The organism is Candidatus Caldatribacterium saccharofermentans, assembly GCF_050267035.1.
GTDB lineage: Bacteria > Atribacterota > Atribacteria > Atribacterales > Caldatribacteriaceae > Caldatribacterium > Caldatribacterium saccharofermentans.
On record NZ_CP187957.1, the window covers coordinates 774,201 to 795,296 of the forward strand.

At 54.4% G+C, this 21,096-nt stretch carries 18 protein-coding genes; 4 read left to right on the forward strand and 14 right to left on the reverse strand.

The features are described from left to right. Positions 1 to 31 precede the first annotated feature (31 nt). Genes ACPT9Q_RS04000 through ACPT9Q_RS04010 form a run of 3 tightly spaced genes read right to left on the reverse strand, consistent with a single transcriptional unit; the run spans position 32 to position 3,515 of the window. Positions 32 to 1,246, reverse strand: coding sequence for a M16 family metallopeptidase (locus ACPT9Q_RS04000; RefSeq protein WP_427366414.1), 1,215 nt, complete (start codon positions 1,244 to 1,246; stop codon positions 32 to 34). A 22-nt stretch (positions 1,247 to 1,268) separates the two neighbouring features. Continuing rightward, the gene (locus ACPT9Q_RS04005; protein WP_427366415.1) at positions 1,269 to 2,507 is read right to left on the reverse strand and encodes a M16 family metallopeptidase; all 1,239 of its coding nucleotides are present in this window, start codon (positions 2,505 to 2,507) and stop codon (positions 1,269 to 1,271) included. 45 nt (positions 2,508 to 2,552) lie between these two features. Next, on the reverse strand, positions 2,553 to 3,515 hold the full coding sequence (locus ACPT9Q_RS04010) for a TIM barrel protein (RefSeq protein ID WP_017872778.1): 963 nt from the start codon (positions 3,513 to 3,515) through the stop codon (positions 2,553 to 2,555). 147 nt (positions 3,516 to 3,662) lie between these two features. Between ACPT9Q_RS04010 and ACPT9Q_RS04015 the strand changes: the two genes are divergently transcribed. Beyond that, a complete protein-coding gene (locus tag ACPT9Q_RS04015) occupies positions 3,663 to 4,868 on the forward strand; it encodes a pyridoxal phosphate-dependent aminotransferase (protein WP_427366416.1) in 1,206 nt (401 codons plus the stop codon). 12 nt (positions 4,869 to 4,880) lie between these two features. Next, the gene (locus ACPT9Q_RS04020; protein ID WP_427366417.1) at positions 4,881 to 6,107 is read left to right on the forward strand and encodes a homocitrate synthase/isopropylmalate synthase family protein; all 1,227 of its coding nucleotides are present in this window, start codon (positions 4,881 to 4,883) and stop codon (positions 6,105 to 6,107) included. Here ACPT9Q_RS04020 and ACPT9Q_RS04025 read toward each other — a convergent pair. Together ACPT9Q_RS04025 and ACPT9Q_RS04030 are read right to left on the reverse strand one after the other, a co-directional pair. After that, positions 6,097 to 6,726 carry a GNAT family N-acetyltransferase gene (locus tag ACPT9Q_RS04025; protein WP_427366716.1) on the reverse strand — a complete coding sequence of 210 codons (630 nt, stop codon included), beginning with the start codon at positions 6,724 to 6,726 and terminating at the stop codon, positions 6,097 to 6,099. The two genes, ACPT9Q_RS04020 and ACPT9Q_RS04025, sit on opposite strands and share 11 nt — an antisense overlap. Beyond that, positions 6,678 to 7,721: a uroporphyrinogen decarboxylase family protein gene (locus ACPT9Q_RS04030; RefSeq protein ID WP_427366418.1), complete on the reverse strand. Its 1,044-nt coding sequence runs from the start codon at positions 7,719 to 7,721 to the stop codon at positions 6,678 to 6,680. The genes ACPT9Q_RS04025 and ACPT9Q_RS04030 overlap by 49 nt, the downstream gene beginning before the upstream one ends. Before the next feature lie 211 nt (positions 7,722 to 7,932). Here ACPT9Q_RS04030 and ACPT9Q_RS04035 point away from each other — a divergent pair, with 211 nt between their 5' ends. Then, positions 7,933 to 9,288, forward strand: coding sequence for a sigma-54-dependent transcriptional regulator (locus tag ACPT9Q_RS04035; RefSeq protein WP_427366419.1), 1,356 nt, complete (start codon positions 7,933 to 7,935; stop codon positions 9,286 to 9,288). Here the strand turns inward: ACPT9Q_RS04035 and ACPT9Q_RS04040 are convergent. From ACPT9Q_RS04040 to ACPT9Q_RS04080, 9 genes are all read right to left on the reverse strand, one after another. Then, positions 9,272 to 10,534, reverse strand: coding sequence for a uroporphyrinogen decarboxylase family protein (locus ACPT9Q_RS04040; protein WP_427366420.1), 1,263 nt, complete (start codon positions 10,532 to 10,534; stop codon positions 9,272 to 9,274). The genes ACPT9Q_RS04035 and ACPT9Q_RS04040 overlap by 17 nt on opposite strands. Positions 10,535 to 10,548: 14 nt before the next feature. Next, the gene (locus ACPT9Q_RS04045; RefSeq protein WP_017873715.1) at positions 10,549 to 11,397 is read right to left on the reverse strand and encodes an ABC transporter permease subunit; all 849 of its coding nucleotides are present in this window, start codon (positions 11,395 to 11,397) and stop codon (positions 10,549 to 10,551) included. A gap of 11 nt (positions 11,398 to 11,408) precedes the next feature. Beyond that, positions 11,409 to 12,293, reverse strand: a complete 885-nt coding sequence (locus ACPT9Q_RS04050) for an ABC transporter permease subunit (RefSeq protein WP_017873716.1) — start codon at positions 12,291 to 12,293, stop codon at positions 11,409 to 11,411. Positions 12,294 to 12,342: 49 nt separating this feature from the next. After that, entirely contained in the window at positions 12,343 to 13,680 is a 1,338-nt protein-coding gene (locus ACPT9Q_RS04055) for an ABC transporter substrate-binding protein (RefSeq protein ID WP_427366421.1), read from the reverse strand. Continuing rightward, positions 13,677 to 14,738: a LacI family DNA-binding transcriptional regulator gene (locus tag ACPT9Q_RS04060; protein ID WP_427366422.1), complete on the reverse strand. Its 1,062-nt coding sequence runs from the start codon at positions 14,736 to 14,738 to the stop codon at positions 13,677 to 13,679. The genes ACPT9Q_RS04055 and ACPT9Q_RS04060 overlap by 4 nt, the downstream gene beginning before the upstream one ends. Positions 14,739 to 15,070: 332 nt before the next feature. Beyond that, complete coding sequence (locus tag ACPT9Q_RS04065) at positions 15,071 to 16,063, reverse strand: ABC transporter permease subunit (protein ID WP_017872660.1); 993 nt, start codon at positions 16,061 to 16,063, stop codon at positions 15,071 to 15,073. A 28-nt stretch (positions 16,064 to 16,091) separates the two neighbouring features. Continuing rightward, the gene (locus ACPT9Q_RS04070; protein ID WP_017872661.1) at positions 16,092 to 17,597 is read right to left on the reverse strand and encodes an ATP-binding cassette domain-containing protein; all 1,506 of its coding nucleotides are present in this window, start codon (positions 17,595 to 17,597) and stop codon (positions 16,092 to 16,094) included. Between the two features lie 80 nt (positions 17,598 to 17,677). Next, on the reverse strand, positions 17,678 to 18,628 hold the full coding sequence (locus ACPT9Q_RS04075; protein ID WP_017872662.1) for a substrate-binding domain-containing protein: 951 nt from the start codon (positions 18,626 to 18,628) through the stop codon (positions 17,678 to 17,680). Positions 18,629 to 18,731: 103 nt separating this feature from the next. After that, positions 18,732 to 19,712 carry a LacI family DNA-binding transcriptional regulator gene (locus ACPT9Q_RS04080; protein ID WP_427366423.1) on the reverse strand — a complete coding sequence of 327 codons (981 nt, stop codon included), beginning with the start codon at positions 19,710 to 19,712 and terminating at the stop codon, positions 18,732 to 18,734. Positions 19,713 to 19,946: 234 nt separating this feature from the next. Here ACPT9Q_RS04080 and ACPT9Q_RS04085 point away from each other — a divergent pair, with 234 nt between their 5' ends. Further along, positions 19,947 to 21,071 (forward strand): AAA family ATPase, encoded by a 1,125-nt coding sequence (locus ACPT9Q_RS04085; RefSeq protein WP_427366424.1) that lies wholly within the window; start codon positions 19,947 to 19,949, stop codon positions 21,069 to 21,071. The last annotated feature ends 25 nt before the right edge of the window (positions 21,072 to 21,096 follow it).

The following is a 21,096-nucleotide window of genomic DNA, read 5'->3' on the forward strand; positions in this document are numbered from 1 at the left end:
CAATCATACAGGTTGAGGGAAAGAAAAAACCTCATGCCACCGGCATGATAGCCCCCAGCGATTCTCCCTGGCCGACGAACTTCCGGTAGATGGCCCTGGCCTCTTCCAGAGAGAGTTCCCGGAGGTACGCTTCATACTGAAAGGGGAACTCCCACCCTAACCCAACCCGCTCGTAAAAGGCAAAGAGTGAGGCGAGAGAAGCCACGGTCTCGAAACTGTGGAGAAAGAGCCCTCTTGTGTAGGTTTTGGCCTCGTTGAACTCCTCCTCTTTCAGGTTGAGGAGATTGCGGAATTCCTCCCGGAGAATGCTCATCACGGTGTCAAAATAACAGGGCGCAAAACCACAGTACGCACAGAGGAACGAGGGGCCAAGGAGGGGCACGTAGATGGAACCAACCTGGTAGCTCAGGCCCCGGCTTTCACGGATACGCAGAAAGAGTCGGGAGTACATTCCTCCGCCCAGGGCGTTGTTGAGCACCTCGAAAGCAACCCGTTCCTTCACCTCAAGAAGTCCCGGAGCCCGGAACCCTAAAACCACCCAGCTATCCCGGACTTCCTTGCAATCCACAATCCGTAAAGAAGCGGGGAAAAACCTGTCCTTTGGGGGGAAAGGAAATTCCCGGGGGATGATCTCCCCGAGTTCCCGCTCAAGAACCCTGGCAATTTTTTCCCTATCGAACCTCCCCGCTACAGCAAGCACCATGTTGTTGGGCACAAAGGTTCGCTCGTACCAGGCGACGACCTCCTCAGGCGTTATCCGCTCAAGGCTCCTCACCTCCCCAAGGGTCGGAAAGGCGTAAGGGTGTCGGCCAAAGAAAGCTCGCTTGAAGCGGAGCATGGCTGCCTTCAGAGGGTCATCATCTAGAGAGCGGAGAAGGTCAATCAGGAAACGTTTCTCCTTCTCAACCTCTTCAGGGAGAAAAGCCGGAGCTTTCACAACCTCAAGAAAGAGCCCAAGAAGGTCTTCGGCCACCTCTGCAGGACCCTCCATCACCACTTTCCCTGTAAAATAGTTCGAGGAGCTCTGGACCGTTGCTCCAAGGCGCTCCACCGCCCGGCTGAACTCAACACCACTGCGCCTTTTTGTGCCCTTGAGGAGTGTCTCCTGCATGAGGGCCGATATCCCCCGCTCTTCCTCCTTTTCGAAGATATTCCCAAGACCGAGGAGGAGGTGGAACACCACGAGTTCGCTCTCTCTGGGGATGAAAAGGAGCACCAGACCGTTCTTGAAAACCCGTTTTTCCACCTTGAAGGTACCAGTGCCCACTTCACTCACCTGGTTTGATGAGGATTGAGGTTCCCCGCTCAAAGTCCACATACCTTCGGGCCACCTCCACAAGGTCCTGCGGTTTCACCCGCTCGATCTCAAAAAGCGCCCGGAGACTCCGGTCAATACTGTCGATGGTGTCAAGACGCCCCAGAAGCTCAGCACTCCCAAGAGTCGTCTCGGTAGCGCTGAAAAAGCCGCTTTTTAAGAGATTTTTGGCCCGTTTCAGCTCTTCATCGGTGGGCACAAAATAGGTGAGCCTTGTGAATTCCCCGCGAATGGCCTCCTCGATTTCTTCAAGATTTCCCCGGGAGAAGGTGAAGAAGATAGCGAAGATCCCGGCGTGTTCGTAGTACGAGTACGTCGTGTGGATGGTGTCCACAATCTGCCGTTCTTCCCGAAGCGCCACGTTGAGCCGGGAACCCAGTCCATCACCCATGACCAGAGAAAGTAGCCGCAGAAGGTAGCAGTCGTCACTTTTGATGCCCCCGCAGAGAAATCCGATAGCCCCGTAGAACCTCCGGACATCCATGACGCATTCCACAATCTGCCGCTCTGGGGAAGGTAACGGCGGGAAAAGCGGGGTATCGAGTTCCCGGGGAGCCGGGAAAGAACCAAAGAGTTCCTCGGAGAAGGCAAAAAGCTCTCCTTCCTGCAGATCCCCACTCACCGCAAGGACCATGTTGGCCGGGTGGTAAAAGCGTTCCTGGTGTCGCAGAAGGTCCTCCCGGGTGAACAGCCGCACCGTCTCCTCCCGCCCCAGAATGGGAAGGCCATAAGGAGTATTGGAGAAGACTCGCTCGTATAGGAGGCGTGCCAGGCGTTCCTCAGGGTCGTCCTCGTCAAGGTGAATCTCCTGAATGACCACCATCTTCTCCCGCTCGATGTCCTCAGGGTCAAAGAGTGGCTGAGTGACAAGCTCCATCTCGAGCGCCAGGGCCTCCTTCCAGAACTCCCGGGGAACAACAAGGTAAAAATCAGTGGTATCAAGAGACGTTCCAGCGTTCAGCGTCCCTCCAAGGGCCTGCACCCGCCGGGAGAGCAAAAGCCCCGGGAAATGAACCGTTCCCTTGAAGACCATGTGCTCGAAGAAATGGGAAATCCCGTTCTTCTCCGGTTCCTCGTCTTTCACCCCTGCCCGTACCCAGAGGTTTACCGCCACAAGAGGAGAGTCCATGCGGCGGAAAACCACTCGCGCGCCACAGGGAAGTACCCTTTTGGTGTAGGAGAGAAACCGCACTTCCCTTCCTCCTTCTGGAAAAAGGGGGCCAGAGGCCCCCTTTTCCTACACCCACCAGGCCTGACCAATCTTTTCGCGGATGACGACCTCCTTGAGGAAGGCCACCGCCTTCTCAAACCCCTCTTTCCCCGACATCAGGGAATCCTCGTGCTCTATGGAGAGGACACCATCGTACCCGATAAGGCGCAGGGTGCTCACAAAGTCCTTCCAGAAGCCAAAATCATGCCCATATCCGACGGTGCGGAAAATCCAGGAACGCTTGATTTCCTCGGTATACACCTTGGTGTCGAGGTTACCATTGACGAGGCTATTCACCGGGTCGATTTTCGTGTCCTTGGCGTGGACGTGGTACACCGCGCCCTCGAGTTTTCGCAGGGCAAAAATCGGGTCAATGCCCTGCCAGAAGAGGTGGCTTGGGTCGAAATTCGCCCCGATGACCTCACCCACTGCTTCCCGGAGCCTGAGGAGGGTCTCAGGATTGTACACGCAAAAGCCCGGATGCATTTCAAGACATACCCGAACTCCGTGATCTTTAGCGAACTGTCCGGCTTTCTTCCAGTAGGGAATGAGCTTTTCCTCCCATTGCCACTTGAGTACCTCCAGGAAATCCGAGGGCCAGGGGCAGGTTACCCAGTTGGGGTACTTTGCATTCTCTGAGTCCCCGGGACATCCTGAGAAGGTGATGACGTTCTGGACCCCGAGTTTCTCGGCAAGAAGGACGCTGGCCTCGAAATCGTCATGGTGTTTTTTGGCAATCTCGGGATTCGGGTGGAGCGGATTTCCGTGGCAGCTCAGAGCGCTGATTTCAAGGCCCCGGGACTCCACTGCCTCTTTGAAGCGGGCGAGCTTCCCCGGATCTGCCAGAAGTTCCCTGGGATTACAGTGGGCATTCCCCGGGTACCCTCCGGTACCAATCTCCACCGCCTCCACGCCCTGTGCCTTCACATAGTCCAGAGCTTTCTCCAGGGGTTCGTTCTGGAAGAGTACCAGAAAAACGCCAATCTTCATAAAACTCTCCCTCCTCTCTTGACTTTTTTCTCCTCCTCCTCTATAAGAAAAAACAAAACTGCACGCCTTAGAGTATATCCTCCCAAGCCCAAGAACGCAACTCAGGACCAGGCAAGGGCAAAGCCATACCCAGAGGGGGGAAATTCCGTGGAGGACCAGAGGAGAATCCGTCTGGCGCAGCGAGTACGGAACATCGCTCCTTCAGCCACGCTCTCTATCTCAGCAAAAGCCCAGGCCATGAAACGCCAGGGAATTGATGTGATTTCTTTCAGTGCGGGGGAACCGGACTTCGATACTCCCGGGTTCATCAAAGAGGAAGCGAAGAAAGCCATCGACAGCGGTTTTACCAAATACACTGCTACTCCGGGTACTCCTGAGCTTCGGGAAGCCATCTGTGAGAAACTGCGACGGGAAAATGGTCTTTCGTACTCCCCTCAGGAGGTCATTGTCTCCTGCGGAGCCAAGCACTCACTCTACAACGCCGTTATGACCCTCTGTGAGGCTGGGGATGAGGTGCTCCTTCCCGTCCCGTACTGGGTGACTTACCTGGAGCAGATCCGGCTGGCAGGAGGAAAACCGGTTTTTGTGGAGTGTGAGAAACCTTCCCTTGCTCCAGACCTCAACGTCCTGGAGCGAGCCATCACTCCGAGGACGCGGCTTCTTATCCTCAACAACCCTGCAAACCCTACAGGTGTGGTGCTTTCGGAGGAAACCCTTGCGCAGATTGCCCGCATTGCCGTAGAACACGACCTTTTCGTTATCTCTGACGAAATCTATGAGCACCTGGTGTACGAGGTCCCCTTTCCCCGAAGCATTGCCACGTTCCCGGGGATGAAAGAGCGCACGGTAGTCATCAACGGGGTCTCCAAGACCTTTTCCATGACTGGCTGGCGTATCGGGTACGCCGCTGGCCCCCGGGAGGTGATTGAGGGGATGGCGCGTCTCCAGGACCACATGACCTCCAACCCCACGTCCGTAAGTCAGAGGGCAGCACTCGCTGCCCTGCGCGCTCCGTCCTCGGTCGTTCGGGACATGGTGGAAGCGTTCAACAGCCGGCGAAAACTCATGCTCTCTCATCTCTCTGAGATTCCCGAAATCTCTTTTCCCATCCCTCAGGGGGCGTTCTACGTCTTCGTCGACTTCTCAAAGTACTGCAGTGGACGTTTTGCTGGGGAACCCATCGGAACCTCTGAGCATCTCGCAGAGCTCCTGCTTGAAGAGGCCCGTATTGCCTGCGTTCCTGGAAGTGCCTTCGGTATGGAAGGGTACCTCCGTTTCTCTTACGCAACTTCCGAGAAGGCCATAGAAGCAGGCATGGAACGACTCAAGAGCTTTTTGCAGCGCATAGAATAGGAGGTGTGTTGCGTGCCGAAAATCTATATCATTGACGTGACGAACCGCGATGGGGTGCAAACGGCAAGACTGGGGCTGGCGAAAATTGAAAAGACCATGGTGAACCTCTACCTTAACGAGATGGGGGTTTTCCAGAGCGAGTTCGGTTTCCCCACCACCCGTCATGAAACCAATTACCTCAATGCCAACCTGGAACTCGCAGAGATGGGCGTCATTGCCCCAATCCGCTTAAGCGGCTGGCTCCGGGCCACAAAGGGCGACGTGGAACTGGCGTATAAGCTCGTCCCCAAACTCAAGTACCTCAACCTCTCCATTTCTACCTCCGACCAGATGCTCAAGGGGAAACTCAACAAGACCCGGGAGGAAGTCATCACAATGATGGTCGAGGCCGTTCAGGCGGCAAAGAGTTTTGGTGCCATCGGTATTGGCATCAATGCCGAGGACGCCTCCCGGTCTGATCTTGAGTACCTTGTGGATTTTGTCCTTGCGGGGAAGGAAGCCGGAGCCGAGCGTTTCCGCTACTGCGATACCTTAGGCTACGACAGTCCCTTCACCATCTACGAGCGGGTGAAATACATCGCCGAGAAAACCAGAATGCCCATCGAACTCCACTGCCACAATGACCTCGGCATGGCCGTGGCGAATTCTGTGGCTGGCGCTAAAGCGGCAATTGATGCTGGAGTGGATGCCTTCATTAATACCACCATCAATGGAGTGGGTGAGCGAGCAGGAAACGCCGATCTCGTTTCAGTCATCTTGGCCATAAAGTATGCAAGCGGCATTGAAGGGAAGTACCAGCTTGATGAACGGATCAACCTCAAGGCAGCCTGGAAGACCTGTAAGTACGCCTCATACGCCTTCAAGGTTCCTATTCCCATCACCCAGCCCGGGGTTGGGGCCAATGCCTTCGCCCATGCTTCGGGTATCCACGCCGACGGGGTACTGAAAGACCGGAAGAACTATGAACTCTACGACTTTGAAGAGCTCGGTCGGGGAGAACCGGAAATCATCGAGACCGGACGGCAAATCGTCGTGGGCGAGTACAGTGGCATCAAGGGATTCCGCAACGTTTACGAGAAACTGGAAATCGAGTTCAAAAACGAGGAAGAGGCCCGGGAAATCCTCGAGCTCGTACGCTTTGCCAATGTCGAAAAGCAGAAACCCCTTGTGGAGGATGAGCTCCGCTTCATCGCCAGGTACCCCAAGCAGGCCAAGCAGATCCTTACACTTATCCCCTGAAGGATGAGCGGGGGTTCCCCAGGGTTTTCCTCAACCGCACAAAGGAGGGGAACCCCCGGAGCACCTCATAACCGTTCCGGAGATAGAAGGTCAGCGCCCTGGTGTTTTCCCGCTCAACATCAAGAACAAGCCAGGAATCCCCTGAGTTTCGGGCTTCCTCTTCTACTGTCTGGAGCAGGAAACTCCCAAGGCCCCTCCCCTGATGGGGAGGGAAAACAGCGATGTTACTCAGGTAGTAGGCATCCCGGGGAATCTCCATGCGGAAGAGCTCAAAGAGAAAAGGGGAGAAGAGGCGAGGGAGAACGCAGGGGAAAAGCTGCAAAACGGTGTGGAGTCCCTTTGTCCTCCTTGCGCTACTACTCCACCCAAGCGCCATCCCCAGGATCTCATCCCTTCCAAGAACCAGGACATGAGGAGCGCTGAAGAGGTTCCGCTCATCCTCAAAGCACCGCTCAAAAACCCTGCGCCACCGGGGACCAAAAAGCCGCTCGAAAACCCTCCCCCCTGAAAGCTCAAGGAGGCGAAGGAACGCCTCTCGATCCTCTACCGCCTTCGAGGCCCTTCGGACCTCTACTTCGCGAAAGCTTTGGTCTCTTTCCGTTGTCTCTCCACTCTCCAGTCCCGACCTGCCTGGAAAAAGGCCTCGATGTTCTCCAGGGGAACGTCTTGAGGAAGGTCACAGCCTGTACTCAGGATAAAATACGGGTAATCTTTCATTGCTTCAAGGAGTTCATTCGTTATCCGGTAGATGTGCTCCGGTGCCTCAGAGAGCATGGCCACGGGGCTCACGTTCCCAAGAAGGAGCAGTCCCTCCCCATCCCGGGCCACCCTGGGGAGGTCCACAACGCTATCAAGACTTAAGCCAACCACGCCACAACGCCGCATTTCGGGGATGAGATGGTGGGTGTTGCCGCACACGTGGAGGATAACCTCAACATCATCGAGGATCCCCACAAGTTCCCTGTATAGCGGAGCCAGGTGTTTCCGGAACGCTTCCGGGCTAAAGATGACCGCCGTGGGTTCAAGGACCATAATGGTGTCGGCTCCCGCCTCCTGCAGAGCCTGAGCGTAACGGAGGACCACTCCGTAAGAAAACTCAAGTATTCCTTGGAAGAACGACTCATCGAGGATACTCTGCATAGCAAGCTCATTCGCTCCGGCCAGCAATCCGGCAAGCGTCAGGGGCCCAATGACGTACGCCCCCACAGGACAGGGAAAGGCCGCCCGCATATGCCTCAAGGTCTCAAGGTACACCATGACCCTCCCATCCCCCAAGATGTCGATCTTCCTGAAAGGCTCAAGGTCCTCAAGGGTTCTCACCGGATGGGCCTCAACGGACGGCGTATCGTCTAAAGGAAAGCGGACGGGAAGCCCCAGAGCACTGGCCTCGACTGAAAGGTCCATGAGGAAGAACATGGCGTCAGGGTGGAAACGGTCGTAGAGCCTGCTTAAGGTCTGGAACTGCACCAGATGATTAAATTGATTTTGTTTAATACTCGTCTTCGTCAGCTGCAACCCCGGATAGCCCATGAGGGGAACGACTGGTCTTCTTCCCTCGTTCCATAAGGTTAAAGCGAGCTCTCGTAGGGAGAACTTGCCCGATACACGCCGCATGGAAGTCACCTCAAAGTTTCATAAAAGAATTAATTTTCTTGAGTCATTGTACACCCTTCTCCCCTCCCCGTCAAGACCTGTAGCATAATTTTTTGTTCCTGGACCCGACCCAATAACTCCCACCACCCTGCACAGTAGGGCGAACTTCCCATTCTCCCACCCCTTGCATTCTTCCTGCAGGGGTGGTTATATAAACACAGGGGGATGTACCATGCCAGTGTTTCGGGTTCTTGTGGCCGATGATGAACGTCTGATGGCAGAAATGCTCGAAGAGATGCTCCGGGCTGATGGAATGCTCGTCGAAAAGGCCTACACCGGAAAAGAGGCTCTCGAGAAATTCCGCTCTCTGGACTTTGATCTTGTCCTCCTTGATCTGCGCATGCCCGAAATGAACGGCCTCGATGTCCTCCAGGAGATGAAAAAGGAAGACTCTACGGTTCCCGTCATCGTCATTACCGCCTACGGGAGCGTGGACAATGCTGTAGAGGCCCTGAAAGTTGGAGCCTATGATTTCATCACCAAGCCTTTCAAACTCGAGGAACTCCGGAACGCTGTTGCCCGGGCTTTAGAAGTTGAACAGCTCCGTCGGGAAAAGGCGTACCTCCTCTCCGAAATCCAGGAAGAATTCCACTTTGAGGGTGTAATTGGAGAATCCCCCAAAATGAAGGAAGTCATGAGGGTGGCGCAGCTTGTGGCCAAAACCGACGCCACGGTCCTCATCTGCGGAGAAAGCGGAACGGGCAAGGAGCTCCTTGCCCGTTCTATTCACTACCAGAGCAACCGCAAAGACAAGCCCTTCGTCGTGGTCAACTGCGGCGCCATCACCGAAACACTCCTTGAAAGCGAGCTTTTCGGCCACGAAAAGGGGGCTTTCACCGGTGCCTACACGAGAAAACCGGGGAAATTCGAGCTTGCCGATGGAGGGACGATTTTCCTCGATGAAATCGGGGAAATGAGCCCTGCCATGCAGGTGAAGCTCCTGCGAGTTCTGCAGGAGAAGACCTTCGAGCGGGTTGGAGGCACCACACCCATCACCGTTGATGTCCGCATCATCGCCGCCACGAATCGCGACCTGAAAAGGGCCGTCCGGGAGGGAACCTTCCGGGAGGACCTCTACTACCGGCTCAATGTTATCCCCATATACCTTCCTCCTCTCCGGGAACGGAAAGAGGATTTGCCCCTCCTCTGCGACTTTCTCATCTCCCGGCACTGTCGGAAACTCCACAAGAAAATCCGGGGGATTTCCCCTCAGGCTATGCGGATTCTGCGAAAATACCACTGGCCCGGGAACATCCGGGAACTCGACAACGTCCTGGAGCGGGCCATCATCCTCACCCAGGACGATGTCATCGGAGTCGACGACCTGCAGATTTTCGAGGCCCCAAAACCCGGACAGTGGAAAACCCTCAAAGAGGTTGAGGAAGAGTACATCGCCCAGGTCCTTGAAGCCTTCGCCTTCGACCTCGAGAAGGCTGCTGTTCTCGATATTCCCCTCGAGGAATTGAAAGCAAAAGCCACCAGGCTCTCCCTCAAATCCCCAGAGGGTAGCCCTACCGGTACTCGTTGACGGTCTCAAAAAGCGTTAGGAGGTTCTCCACCGGGATATTCGCCTGGATGTTGTGGACTGTGGCAAAGACAAAACCACCGCCTTCCCCGAAAATCCCGATGAGCCTCCGGACTTCCTCCCGGACCTCCTCAGGAGTCCCAAAGGGAAGGGTGCGCTGCGTGTTTACCCCTCCTCCCCAGAAGGTGAAATGGTCACCGAATTCCCGCTTGAGGGTCTCCGGGTCCATGGAAGCTGCGGAAATCTGCACCGGGTTGAGAATGTCAAAGCCTGCCTCCCTGAGGTCCGGAAGAAGCTCGTACACCGAGCCACAGGTGTGGATGAAAGTCTTCCAGGTCGTGTGCTCATGAACCCAGGCGTTCACCTTCGTGTGGAAGGGCTTGAAGAGCTTCCGGTAGAGTTCTGGAGCGATGAACGGACCGTGCTGCGATCCAAAGTCGGTTCCGGAAATCACGATGACCTGGATACGCTCGCCTACTGCCTGGTGGAGCATCTCGAGGTTCTTGAGGCCTATCTCGGTCATCCGGGCAAAGACCTCCTGGAGGAAGGACTGGCGGGTCACCAAAGACACGTACCACTCCTCCACGTCCCGGATGCCTTTGGGGTCCTTGAGGGCAAGACCGGGAACGAAGGCAATATCCCCGAGGTTCGTCCCCGGAACCCCGGAAAAGACAACAGCGTAATCGGTTTCCTCATAGAGTCTCCGTGCCTCTTCCTCGTAGTAGCGGAGGTCCTCGTCAGTAAGAAGGGTGTACTCCTCAATCTGGTCTTCAACCCGAAGATTCTTCTCATCAATGGGTTTCTGGCGAATGAGGGCATCGTGGTAGAATCCCCCCCTGGGCATCTTTGCGCACGGCGCACAGGATGTGTCGCCCCTGGGGTACTGGTAGATGTTCCCTTCGGCATCCGGTATAGTGTTGAACTTCTCCGGCACAAGAAGGGGTGTCCCGTCGAAGAACTTCCAGGGCTTCCAGTTCTCGTTCCGGAAGCCGAAGAAGTTCTCCCGGGACATCAAAGGAACCGTATCGATACCAAGGACCTTCCGGAGGTCATCGTCCACTTCCCCAAGCATCTGGAAAGGATCGATGACCTTCACCGGGTCCTCAGGACGAATGAGTCCCAGGGCCACCTTGAGTTTGTGGAGGCTTGAGACGTGGATTCCGGTCACCAGAGTCGCCCCAAGGTCAAGGGGAAGCTTATCCGGCTCCTCATGCGAAAGGGTTTTCAGTACCCGTTCCCGAGAGGTCACAGTACCTCCTCCTTTCATCCTTTTACCGCTCCAAAGGTGAGGCCACGCACAAGGTACCGCTGAGCAAGAAGGGAAAAGACCACAACAGGCAGCATGGTGACGATTCCTGCTGCCGCAAGCGGCCCCCAGGCAATACGCCAGCCGGTGATGAAACGCCCGAGGTAAAGGGGTAGGGTCTGGGCCTCCTTGCCCGTCGTGAGGACAAGGCTTAAGAGGAACTCACCCCAGCTCTGGATGAAGGAGAGCGTCGCCACCGCTGCAAGGCCGGGAGCGGCAAGGGGGAGAATTACTGAAAAGAAGCTCTGCCCCACTCCTGCCCCATCCACAAACGCAGCTTCATCGAGTTCCCTGGGGATTTCGTTGAAGAACGTGATGAGAATCCAGGTACTGAAAGGTGTGGTGATGACAAGATGGGCCAGGATGAGTGCCCACCAGGTGTTGATGAGCCGAAGGCGGGAAAAAATTACATATAGCGGCAGTGCCGAGGCAATGGGCGGGAGCATGCGGATGGAAATGATCCAGGAGACAAAACGCATCCCCCCGATTTTGAAGCGTGACACCGCATACGCCGCAAGGGCAGAAATGACCGTTGAAAGCAGGGCCACAAAAAGGGCCACCACGATGCTATTCCGCAGGTACGGGGTAATGGTGGCGATGGCCGTGGTGGCGCTTCCAAAGAACCCCCCCTCCACGCCCATGAAGTTCCCCAGCGTCCACGAAGAAGGCCAGAACGTCGGAGGCCAGGTGAACCACTCCTCGCTCTTCTTGAAGGCAGTCGTCACCAGCCAGTACACCGGGAAGAGGAAGAAAAAGAGCACCAGGGCAACAAGGATACCTTTTATAAAACCTTTGACCCACCGCATACCCATCTCCCCTAAAGCTCAAGGGTTTCCTTGAGGCGAAGCCCCCGGATGAGGAGGTTCACAAGGAGCATCACGGCGATAAGAAGCAGGACGCTCAATGCCGAAGCGTACCCGATGTCCCAGCCAAAAGAAACGCCGACTTTGTAGATGTAGAAACTGTAGGAATGCGTGCTTGATCCGGGACCTCCAAAGGTCACCATGTAGACGATGTCGAAAATCTTCAGGGCATCGATGACCCTGATGATGAGCACCACAAAAAGGAGGGGACGCAGGAGGGGGAATTCGATGTACCGGAAGGCCGAAAAGCCGCTCGCCCCGTCGACAAAGCTCGCTTCCACAATATCCCGGGGAAGGGATTGCAGTCCTGCGTAGAGGACGAGGAAGACAAAGGGGGTCCACTGCCACACGTCAATCAGAATAACTCCAAGGCGTGAAAAGAACTGTGTCCCAAGCCAGGAAATTTTGGGAATCCCCAGAAGGGAGAGAAAGTAGTTCACCGGACCGAATTCGAAGTTGTAGAGCATCTTCCAGGCAATTCCTGCCACCACTGCAGGAACCATCATGGGAATGAGGAGGGCACTTCGGAACACCCGCTCCCCAAAGGTATCCCGAAGGAGAAAGGCAATGGCCATCCCCAGGAGGATCTCCAGGGGAACAGCAACGGCAAGAAGCAGGACGGTGAAATCGATGCTGGATATTGCCGTGCGATCCCGCAGGATATCCCGGTAATTGGAGAAGCCAATGAATTGGGGTTTCTCCCAGGACGCAAGAGAGTAGCGGAAAAAGGACATGTACACCATATACCCAAAGGGGTACATCGTAAGACCAAGGAGGATTACAAGAAGCGGGAGAATCATGAGAAAACCCACACGTTGCATCCGTCTTCGCGCAAGCATAGGAAATCACCCAAAAAGCGAGGAGCGCTCGAGCGCCCCTCGCTCTCGCTCATTTCCCAAGAATTTTTTTCCACTCGCTAGCCACGAGGTTCAGCGTTTCGATGGAGTTCGGTTGCTGTCCGAGGAGAACCTCAGAGAGCGTCCCAACGAGGATATCTTCAAGGCGAGGTTCTTCAGGAATCCGGGGACGGTGGGAAGCACCGTCAAGAGACGCAACATAGGCCTCTTTGAGCCACGGAGAGTCGGCAAGGACTTCCGGGTCCTCCACCACGGATTTCCGGGTCGGACCAATGCGGTACTTGAGCCACTGGATTTTGTCACCCTCTTTGCTCGTCGCGTACTGGATGAAGCGGAAAGCCACTTCTTTGTTCTTCGAAGCCGCGTTAATCCCAAGGCCCCATCCACCGCTCACCGGCGTTCCACCGGGCATGACCGCAACACCGACCTTTTCCTCGAAAGGCTGTAATAGCGGCGATTCCTTCCAGCTTGCAAGGCACGCCGTCCACTGGGGCACCATGGCCACCATACCCTTCCCAAAGGCCTCCAGGGTCTCTCCGTAGTCAGAACCGAGGGGGTCTGGAGCGTACTGCATGAGGTCAATCACGTCCTGGAGGGCTCGAACGCCTTCTTCAGAGTTGAAGGCCGGAAGCCCATCGGCAGTGAAGTAGTCACCCCAGTCGAGGTCGACTTTCCCGAACTTCGCAATGCCTTCGGGACTCCTCCGGTACGGTCCGAAGAAGTTGAGGTACATGTAGAAGAGGGTGTGGGTTCGCGGGAGCATCAGGGCGATACCGTATTCCGTGGGGGAATCGGGGTTGAATTTCTTCGTGAAGAACTTCGCCACTTCTTTGGCCTCTTCCCAGGTCTTCGGGACGGCAAGGTCTCTACCGTACTCTGCCTTGAATTTTGCCTGAAGCGCAGGGTCACTGAAGAGGTCCTTTCGGTAGAAGAAGAACATTGCGGCACCGTAGAACGGATACCCGATGCGCTTGTCCTTCCAGTAACCGTAGACGTACTTTGCCGTGGGGATGAAGTCCTCGTCGTCAAAGTTCGGATCCACAAGCTCCGGATGCTCTTTTGCGAAAGCCTCAAGGTCAAGCATCCCGGGGGCAATGGCTCCAGCCGTCATGAGGTCCCAGGTGGTGACGTCAAAAGACCCTGCACCACTTGTGAGGTCTTGCAGAATCCTCGGGTAGAGCACTTCCCAGGAGAGCGGGGTGATTTCAATCTGGACGTCGGGATTCTTCTGCATGAAGTTCTGGGCAAGCTCATGGAGTGCATCGGCGTTATCCGGAGAGGACCAGACGACAAGGTTCGCAGCACAGGCGACCGAGACAAAAAGGAACACCAGAACAACCGCAAGACCAGCCACTATCCCCTTTCTCATCCTTTCTCCTCCTCCTTTGAGGGGATGTAGAATTCCATGTTGCTCCGCATCACCACCACAGGCTCAAGGTACCGGCACGGTGGTGGAACAACTCCCTCCACAAGAAACCGAAAGAGCGCAATGACCGCCTCAAACCCCTGACGGTACGGATTCTGAAAAATGGTGGCATGGATCACCCCCTTCTCAAGGTATGGTCGCATCTCTCCAAAAAGGTCAGTGGTGATGACCCTCACTCGCCCTGCAAAGCCACTGTCCTCAAGCGCACGGCAGACCGCAGGAGAGTTTGCCGTTGCCACGTAAATCCCTTGAAGGTCAGGATGTTCTTCAAGGACACAAGCAGTGGTCTCATAGGCTCGTTGCTCGTCCTCTTCATTTTCAAAGACTTCCGGCTCTGGTCCTCGGGCAAAGCGAGTCCAGGAGGAGAGGAACCCCTGGACTTTCTGAAAGTGGTCCTCGATGTCCAGCGACCCAACCATGATGGCCACAGGACCTTTTCCCCCAAGGAAATGCGCCATGAGTTCTCCCGCAAGCTCCCCGTTTTTCCAGGGATCCACGTATACGGCGCTCAGGCGGCTGCTTCCTGGAGCATCGGTTGAGACTGTGACCACAGGGACACTTTTCTCCACAAAACGGTTGATGAAGGCGTTGAGCCGGCTCCGGTGCCCTGGAACAAGGACGAGACCATCGATCCGTTCCTCCAAGAGGTTTTCCAGCGCTTCTTCCTCACCCTTCCCCAGGGTTTCGACTTCCCGAACAAGGGGCAATACCTTGAAATCCCGAAGCTGGGCCACAGCGTCATAGAAACCCCGACGAACATCGTCGTAGAAGTAATGGAGTTCCCGGGGGAAAAGCGCGGCAAGGACAACAGGTTTCTTCCGGGTGAGCGCGCTCGCCACCCTGTTAGGCTCATACCCCATGCTCCGGGCGGTGGCCAGGATTTTCTCCCGCGTCCCGGCACTGATACCCTTCCGCCCGTGCAGGGCCCGATCAACCGTCCCGATAGAAAACCCCGAAGCCAGGGCAATATCCTTAATGGTTGGGCGTTTCTTGGGCGTCATGGCCGTTAACGTTCACGGAACTATTATACCACAGTACTGCACCTGGGGAAATAATAAAATTAAAAATTTACCGGATGCAGGCCATCTGCAATCTACAAAGCACCCAGGATAGAATGACAGGGATTCGTCGCCTCTGCAACAAGTCCGGGGCCTGGGGAGACCGAGTAGTTACCACAACAAGCGGCTTGGCCTTCATAGGAGTACATCACAGTAGGATGAAAAAGGGGACAAGGATCCTGCCCCGGCGAAGAATAAACAACCGAGCCTCAGAAACCACCAATAAAAACAGCACCAAGACTCGATAAGAGAAGATTTAAGGCCTCGCGGCTCGCTCAAGAAGTCTGCCTTCTTCTGATGATATCGAGATAGACAGCTCCAATAACAATAATCCCGCTTGCCACTATCTGCCATTCTTGGGGAACAGCAAGAATTCTCAGGCCGTTCGTGAGGGTACTCATAATAAAAGCTCCAACAATAGTACCGACAATGGATCCCTCACCACCACTCAGCGAGGTTCCCCCAATAACCACCGCTGCGATGGCCTCTAACTCATACCCCTGCCCCAGGGCAGGCTGGGCAGAATTCAAGCGTGACGCCATCATTACCCCACCCATACCCACGAAAATACCGCACAGGGTGTAAATGATGGTTTTCCATCGGTCGACATCAAGTCCAGAAAGCCGGGCTGCCTCCTCGTTGCTTCCGATTGCGAAATCGTACCTGCCAACCACGGTCCTGGTGAGCAAAATGCTGGCAAGTACTGCCGACAGAATAAAAATCAGCACTGCATTGGGAACGTCAAAGCCCGGGAATACCCTACCGATAACCGAGCCCATCGCAATACGGGAAAAACTCGGGGCATGGGTAAAATAAATCGGAGTCGTCCTGGAGATCACAAGAGCAAGGCCCCTTGCAATCATCATCATTCCAAGAGTTGCAATAAAGGGAGGCAACTTCATTCGAGATATCACCGTACCGTTGACAAAGCCGCAAAGCATCCCCGTGGCAATGCCCCCGAGGACTCCAAGGAAAACCGGAAGACGCCAGTATGTGATGAAAACACCGCTCATGACAGCCGAAAGGGTCATGACCGTACCGATTGAGAGATCAATACCTCCTGTTATAATGACAAAAGTGACGCCCAAGGCTAACATCCCGTTGACACAAGTCGCCAGCATAATGGAAACGATATTCCCAAAGGTGAAAAAGTAGGGCGAAGAAAGTGAGAAAAAGAGGAAAAGGAGCAATAGGCTCCCGAACATTAAAAACTGGCGCAACGCTTCCCGACGAGTATATCTGGCCTGGTAGGTGGTCTCCATGCCCATGTTTCCGACCCCCAGTTGTTTCCCAATATCAATTTCTCATAGTGGCATACTTCATAATCAATTCTTCCGTTGCTTCGCTTGCATCGATCTCGCCTGTTATCCTCCCCTCACACATAACGAGGATTCGGTGGCTCATACGGAGGATTTCAGGCAATTCTGAAGAAATCATAATGATGGATTTCCCTTCCTCAACAAGCTCGTTAAGAAGCCGATAGATCTCGCTTTTGGCCCCAACATCGATACCTCTGGTTGGTTCGTCGAAAATCAGTATATCACAGTTTTTCATGAGCCACTTGGCAAGGATAACCTTTTGCTGATTGCCACCAGAGAGGTTTTTGACCTTCTGAGCCAAGGTCGGCGTTTTAATGCGCAACTTTCGAACGTACTCCTCGCACTGTTCCTGAGCCTTCTTTCTATTCACAAAGAAAGAGAAACTCAGAAAGTCCTTCATCGAAGGGAGAACCATGTTCGACTCGACGTCAAGTCCAAGCATTAACCCATAGCGTCTACGGTCCTCGGAAAGGTAAGCAATGCCGTGCCGGATGGCGTCCGCCGGACTCTTGATGACAACCCTTCGACCCCTGACATAGATCTCTCCCGATTCCACCGGGTCCGCACCAAAGATTGCCCTAGCGACCTCGGTCCTTCCTGCACCAACAAGGCCTGCCAACCCCAAGATCTCGCCCTTCCGTAGCTGAAAACTCACATCCCGGATTTCCCTGCCCCGGTTAAGATGCTTCACTTCCAGGACGACCTCTGAGCTTCTTTCGTCTCGGGTTTTACTCGCAGCAACGTACACGTTTCTTCCCACCATCATGCTGATGATCTTATCGATGGTAGCCTCTCGAATATCCAGAGTCCCGACATACTGGCCGTCCCGCATCACCGTCACCCTATCAGCAATGTGGTGCAATTCTTCCAGACGATGGGATATGTAGATAATGCCTATGCCCTTTTCCTTGAGCTTTCGCAAAACTCTGAAGAGTTCCTCAACCTCCGCTTCGCTGAGCGTAGCAGTGGGCTCATCCATAATGAGGACTTCAACGTTAAAGGACAGGGCTTTTGCAATCTCGACCATTTGCTGCTTCGCCACTGTAAGGTCCCGAACCTTGGTCCTGGGATCAATAGGCATATGGAGCGTGTTCAGGAGCTCCTGAGCCCTTCGATTCATCTCCTCTTCGTCAAGAAACACAGGAAACCCTTTGCGGCGGAATTCTCGGCCAATGAAGATATTCTGAGCCACGGTGAGGTGTGGCATGAGGTTGAGCTCCTGGTGCACAATACTGATGCCGAGTTCCTGTGCAACCCGGGGATTAGGTATTTTGACCTCCTTGCCCTTGTAGATAATGCGTCCCGCATCCTTCTGAAAAACTCCCGTCAGAATCTTCACCAGCGTGGATTTTCCCGCCCCGTTTTCTCCCACAAGGGCGTGAATTTCCCCGGGAAGAAGCTCGAAACGGCAATTTTGCAACGCCCGTACCCCGGGGAAACTCTTATCGATCCCTTCCATAAGGACAAGTGGATCTCTCTGCATTGTAAAACTCCCGGAAAAATAACCAGTCTATATAACAGGCTTCTGGGGAAGCACAACTTCCCCAGAAGCCACGGTCACTTTTACTCGTACAGGCACGCACGAATCTGGGGATCGTCGATATTGGTCTTATCGTACCAGAAGAAACCGCTATCGATGTACTTTGGCAGCTCTTTGCCCTCGATGGCCTTAATCGCAGCTTCAACCGCCATATATCCCATGCCAACCGGGTTTTGTGTGATGGCACCAGCCATAACGCCCTCAAGAATGGCATCGATTTGCTGCTTCCCTGAGTCATAACCGATGACGACAATTTGCCCAACTTTTCCGAGTTCCTTGACGGCATTGATCACGCCAATAGCGGATCCTTCGTTGGCTCCGAAAATGCCTTTGAGGTTGGGGTGAGCTTGAATGATGGCCTTTGCAAGGTCTGTAGACTTCAAGTGGTCTCCACCACCGTACTGAATGTCCACAATTTTGATTTTTGGATAGGCCTCTTTAATGCGGTTCACAAAACCATCGCGCCGCTCGATACCGGTTCTGCTGGTCTGGTCATGAACCACAAGTGCGACTTCTCCCTCTCCACCGATGAGTTCGGCCATTTTATCCGCAGCATAGGCAGCCGCCTTCAGGTTGTCAGTAGCCACAGTCGTTACGGGAATATCGCTCTCGACCCCAGAGTCAAAACAAATCACAGGAATACCCATTTCCTTGGCCTTTTCAACGTAGGGGATAACCGCCTTTGCGTCCAGTGCAGCCAGGCAAAGGGCATCAGGCTTTTTGGCCAGGGCTGCCTGAAGCATGTCGATTTGCTTATCCACCATGGCTTCAGACTCTGGTCCCTCAAAGGTAATGGTCACACCGTAGTCCTTTGCTGCCTTTTCCGCCCCAGATTTTACAGCCTGCCAGAACTGGTGCTGGAAGCCCTTGGAAATCATCGGGATAAAGTAGTTCTTCTCTGCAGCATATGCCACACTGGCGACAAAAAGAAGCACCACAACACCGACAATTGCGAGCAACTTCCTCGACTTCATCGCCATTGACCTCCTTCTCCATAAATTCAAACGACTTTCTGGTACCACCATCGAGAGCAACTCCTGCCGATAATGCTTGCTCCTGCCGACTCTTCCGCCGATCTCACCCCCTCACGAGTTTTTCTCCCGCAGATTCCCGGATAATGAGCTCCGGCTTCAGAACAACTTCTCTCCTTTCCCGGATCTTGTCCCGATTTTCGATTCTCCGGATTAAGAGCTCTGTAGCAATCACCCCCATCGAGTACGCCGGCTGGGTCACAACCGTCAAGAATGGATAGACCTTGGAGAGAAAATCGATATCTTCAAAACACACCAACGCCACATCCTCGGGAACCCTAAGCCCAAGCTCCCTTATGGCCAAAATTGCCCCAATAGCGATGAAATTATTTCCCCCAAAGATAGCCGTCGGCCTGTGCTCAAGAGCAAGAAGCTCTTTTGTCGCCGTGTACCCCCCTTCTTCAGAGTACGAGGAGAAACGGATGAGCGACTCGTCCAATGGTATTCCTGCTTCTTCAAGAGCCCTACGGTACCCCTCAACCCTATCCTCAGCGGTGGAGATTTCCCGACTCCCCACGATGATCCCGATACGCCGATGGCCCAGGCGTATAAGATGCTGAGTGAGCATATACGCTCCGTAGACGCTGTCGCCTTTGACGATATCAAGGTCGAGATTTTCCAGCCCTTCGATCTCCCTATCCACGAGGACCACAGGAACATTCCTTGAGAGAAGGAGCTTCAAGGAGTGCCTTTTCCTACTCGCGGGAGCCAGAATCACCCCGTCAACCCTTTTCCTTGCCAAAAACTCGAGGTACATGACCTCCTTCTCATGGCTTTCATCGGTGTTGCAGAAGATAACCCCAAACTGGCTTTTGGCTGCCGTATCTTCGACACCCCGAGCGAGGGTGGTAAAGAAGGGATTGGTGATATCGGGGATAACCAGACCAACCGTCTTCGTTTGCTGCAGGACAAAACTCCGGGCAAGAGAATTCGGAATGTAACCAGTTTCCTCAATCGCCCTCAGCACTTTTTCCCTGGTCTCAGGGCGTACCCCTCGTCTGCCATTGATGACCCTCGAGACGGTCATTGGAGAGACGCCAGCTTTTCGAGCAACATCGTAAATGGTCGCCATAGCGATTGTGATTGATTTTTTGTTAGCGGTAACAATAATAACACAAAGTGAAGTAGAAGAGCATTAGAACAAAGGTTTTATTGTAAGAAATCTCCTGGGTTTTCCCGACCGGAGGAAATTCCCAGGGTCTTTTACTACATCATGCTTACTCACCAAAATGATTCTGCTATAATATACCAAAAAGGTATATTGAGGCGTCCTGTGAACCCCTTCCGTTTTGGGAAAGAATACGTCCCGGAGTGCTTCATCGACCGGGAAAGGGAGTACAGCGAAATTCTTGCCGGGGTCCAGAATGGGGTGAATCTCGTACTCATCGCTCCCCGGCGTTTTGGGAAGACCTGGCTTTTGCAGAAGTTTGCCCGGGAAAGCGGCTTCCCCACGCTCTATATCGACCTCTTTGGCATTCTTTCCGTGAGGGATTTCGCCACGCAGATGGCGCAGGAGGCCTACCGCCTCCTCAGAGAGGAAAACCCGGTCGCTTTCGTCACGCGCTTTTTGAAGGACATCGCCCAGTACGTGTCCTTCAGCATCACCGCCTGGGGGGTTTCCTTCTCCCTGCACCCCACGCTTCCTGAAGAGGAGTGTCTCCAGGAGGCCCTGAGACTTCCCCATGTGCTCCACGAAACCCTGAAGACCCAGGTTGTGGTTATCCTTGACGAGTTCCAGGAATACGAGCGCCTCTCCCCAAAGCTTCCCGGACTCATCCGAAGTGCTTTCCAGCGCAAAGGGGGGACAAGCTACATTTTCTCCGGTTCCCGGCGGCATCTCCTGGAACGGCTCTTCTTCACCACAAGCGGCCCCCTCTACTTCTCAGCCAAACGTGTTGACATGAGTAACTTCCTCCCCAGAGAGGCCACCCTGAGCTACCTTGAAGAGCGGTTTCGAAAAAGCGGCAAAAACATCCAGGAAGAGGCCCTGCTGTATCTTTTTGACCTCACCCGGGGACACCCTTACTACGTCCAGTTTCTCTCCTACGAGGTCTGGAACCTGGGCGGACAGTGGATCACAAAGGATACGGTCGATGCTGCCTGCGAGATGCTTCTGTGCCACGAGTCCTACAACTATGATGTCCTCATCGAGGCCCTGGGGTACAAGCACCTCAAAAAAGTCCTTTCGCTTCTCGCCTCAAAAGAAAAGGAGATCTTCAATCCCCAGGTCCTGACAAGATGGGGCATCTCGAGTCCGGCGCTCCTCCAGAAGACCCTGGCAAAACTCATCGACTACGGCATTGTGGAAAAACTCCACCCCGGGAAGTACGAACTCCTTGACCCGCTCTTTGCCATGTACGTGGAACGGCGATTTGGAAGCCGATGAGTGTGGTATAATTCCCTGGAAGTGA

Coding starts and splice junctions, on each gene's coding strand:
- ACPT9Q_RS04065 (WP_017872660.1), bottom strand. CDS start 16,063: ATGGGCATGGAGACCACCTACCAGGCCAGATATACTCGTCGGGAAGCG.
- ACPT9Q_RS04080 (WP_427366423.1), bottom strand. CDS start 19,712: ATGACCGTCTCGAGGGTCATCAATGGCAGACGAGGGGTACGCCCTGAG.
- ACPT9Q_RS04035 (WP_427366419.1), top strand. CDS start 7,933: ATGCCAGTGTTTCGGGTTCTTGTGGCCGATGATGAACGTCTGATGGCA.
- ACPT9Q_RS04075 (WP_017872662.1), bottom strand. CDS start 18,628: ATGAAGTCGAGGAAGTTGCTCGCAATTGTCGGTGTTGTGGTGCTTCTT.
- ACPT9Q_RS04070 (WP_017872661.1), bottom strand. CDS start 17,597: ATGCAGAGAGATCCACTTGTCCTTATGGAAGGGATCGATAAGAGTTTC.
- ACPT9Q_RS04050 (WP_017873716.1), bottom strand. CDS start 12,293: ATGCTTGCGCGAAGACGGATGCAACGTGTGGGTTTTCTCATGATTCTC.
- ACPT9Q_RS04045 (WP_017873715.1), bottom strand. CDS start 11,397: ATGCGGTGGGTCAAAGGTTTTATAAAAGGTATCCTTGTTGCCCTGGTG.
- ACPT9Q_RS04010 (WP_017872778.1), bottom strand. CDS start 3,515: ATGAAGATTGGCGTTTTTCTGGTACTCTTCCAGAACGAACCCCTGGAG.
- ACPT9Q_RS04030 (WP_427366418.1), bottom strand. CDS start 7,721: ATGCGGCGTGTATCGGGCAAGTTCTCCCTACGAGAGCTCGCTTTAACC.
- ACPT9Q_RS04060 (WP_427366422.1), bottom strand. CDS start 14,738: ATGACGCCCAAGAAACGCCCAACCATTAAGGATATTGCCCTGGCTTCG.
- ACPT9Q_RS04055 (WP_427366421.1), bottom strand. CDS start 13,680: ATGAGAAAGGGGATAGTGGCTGGTCTTGCGGTTGTTCTGGTGTTCCTT.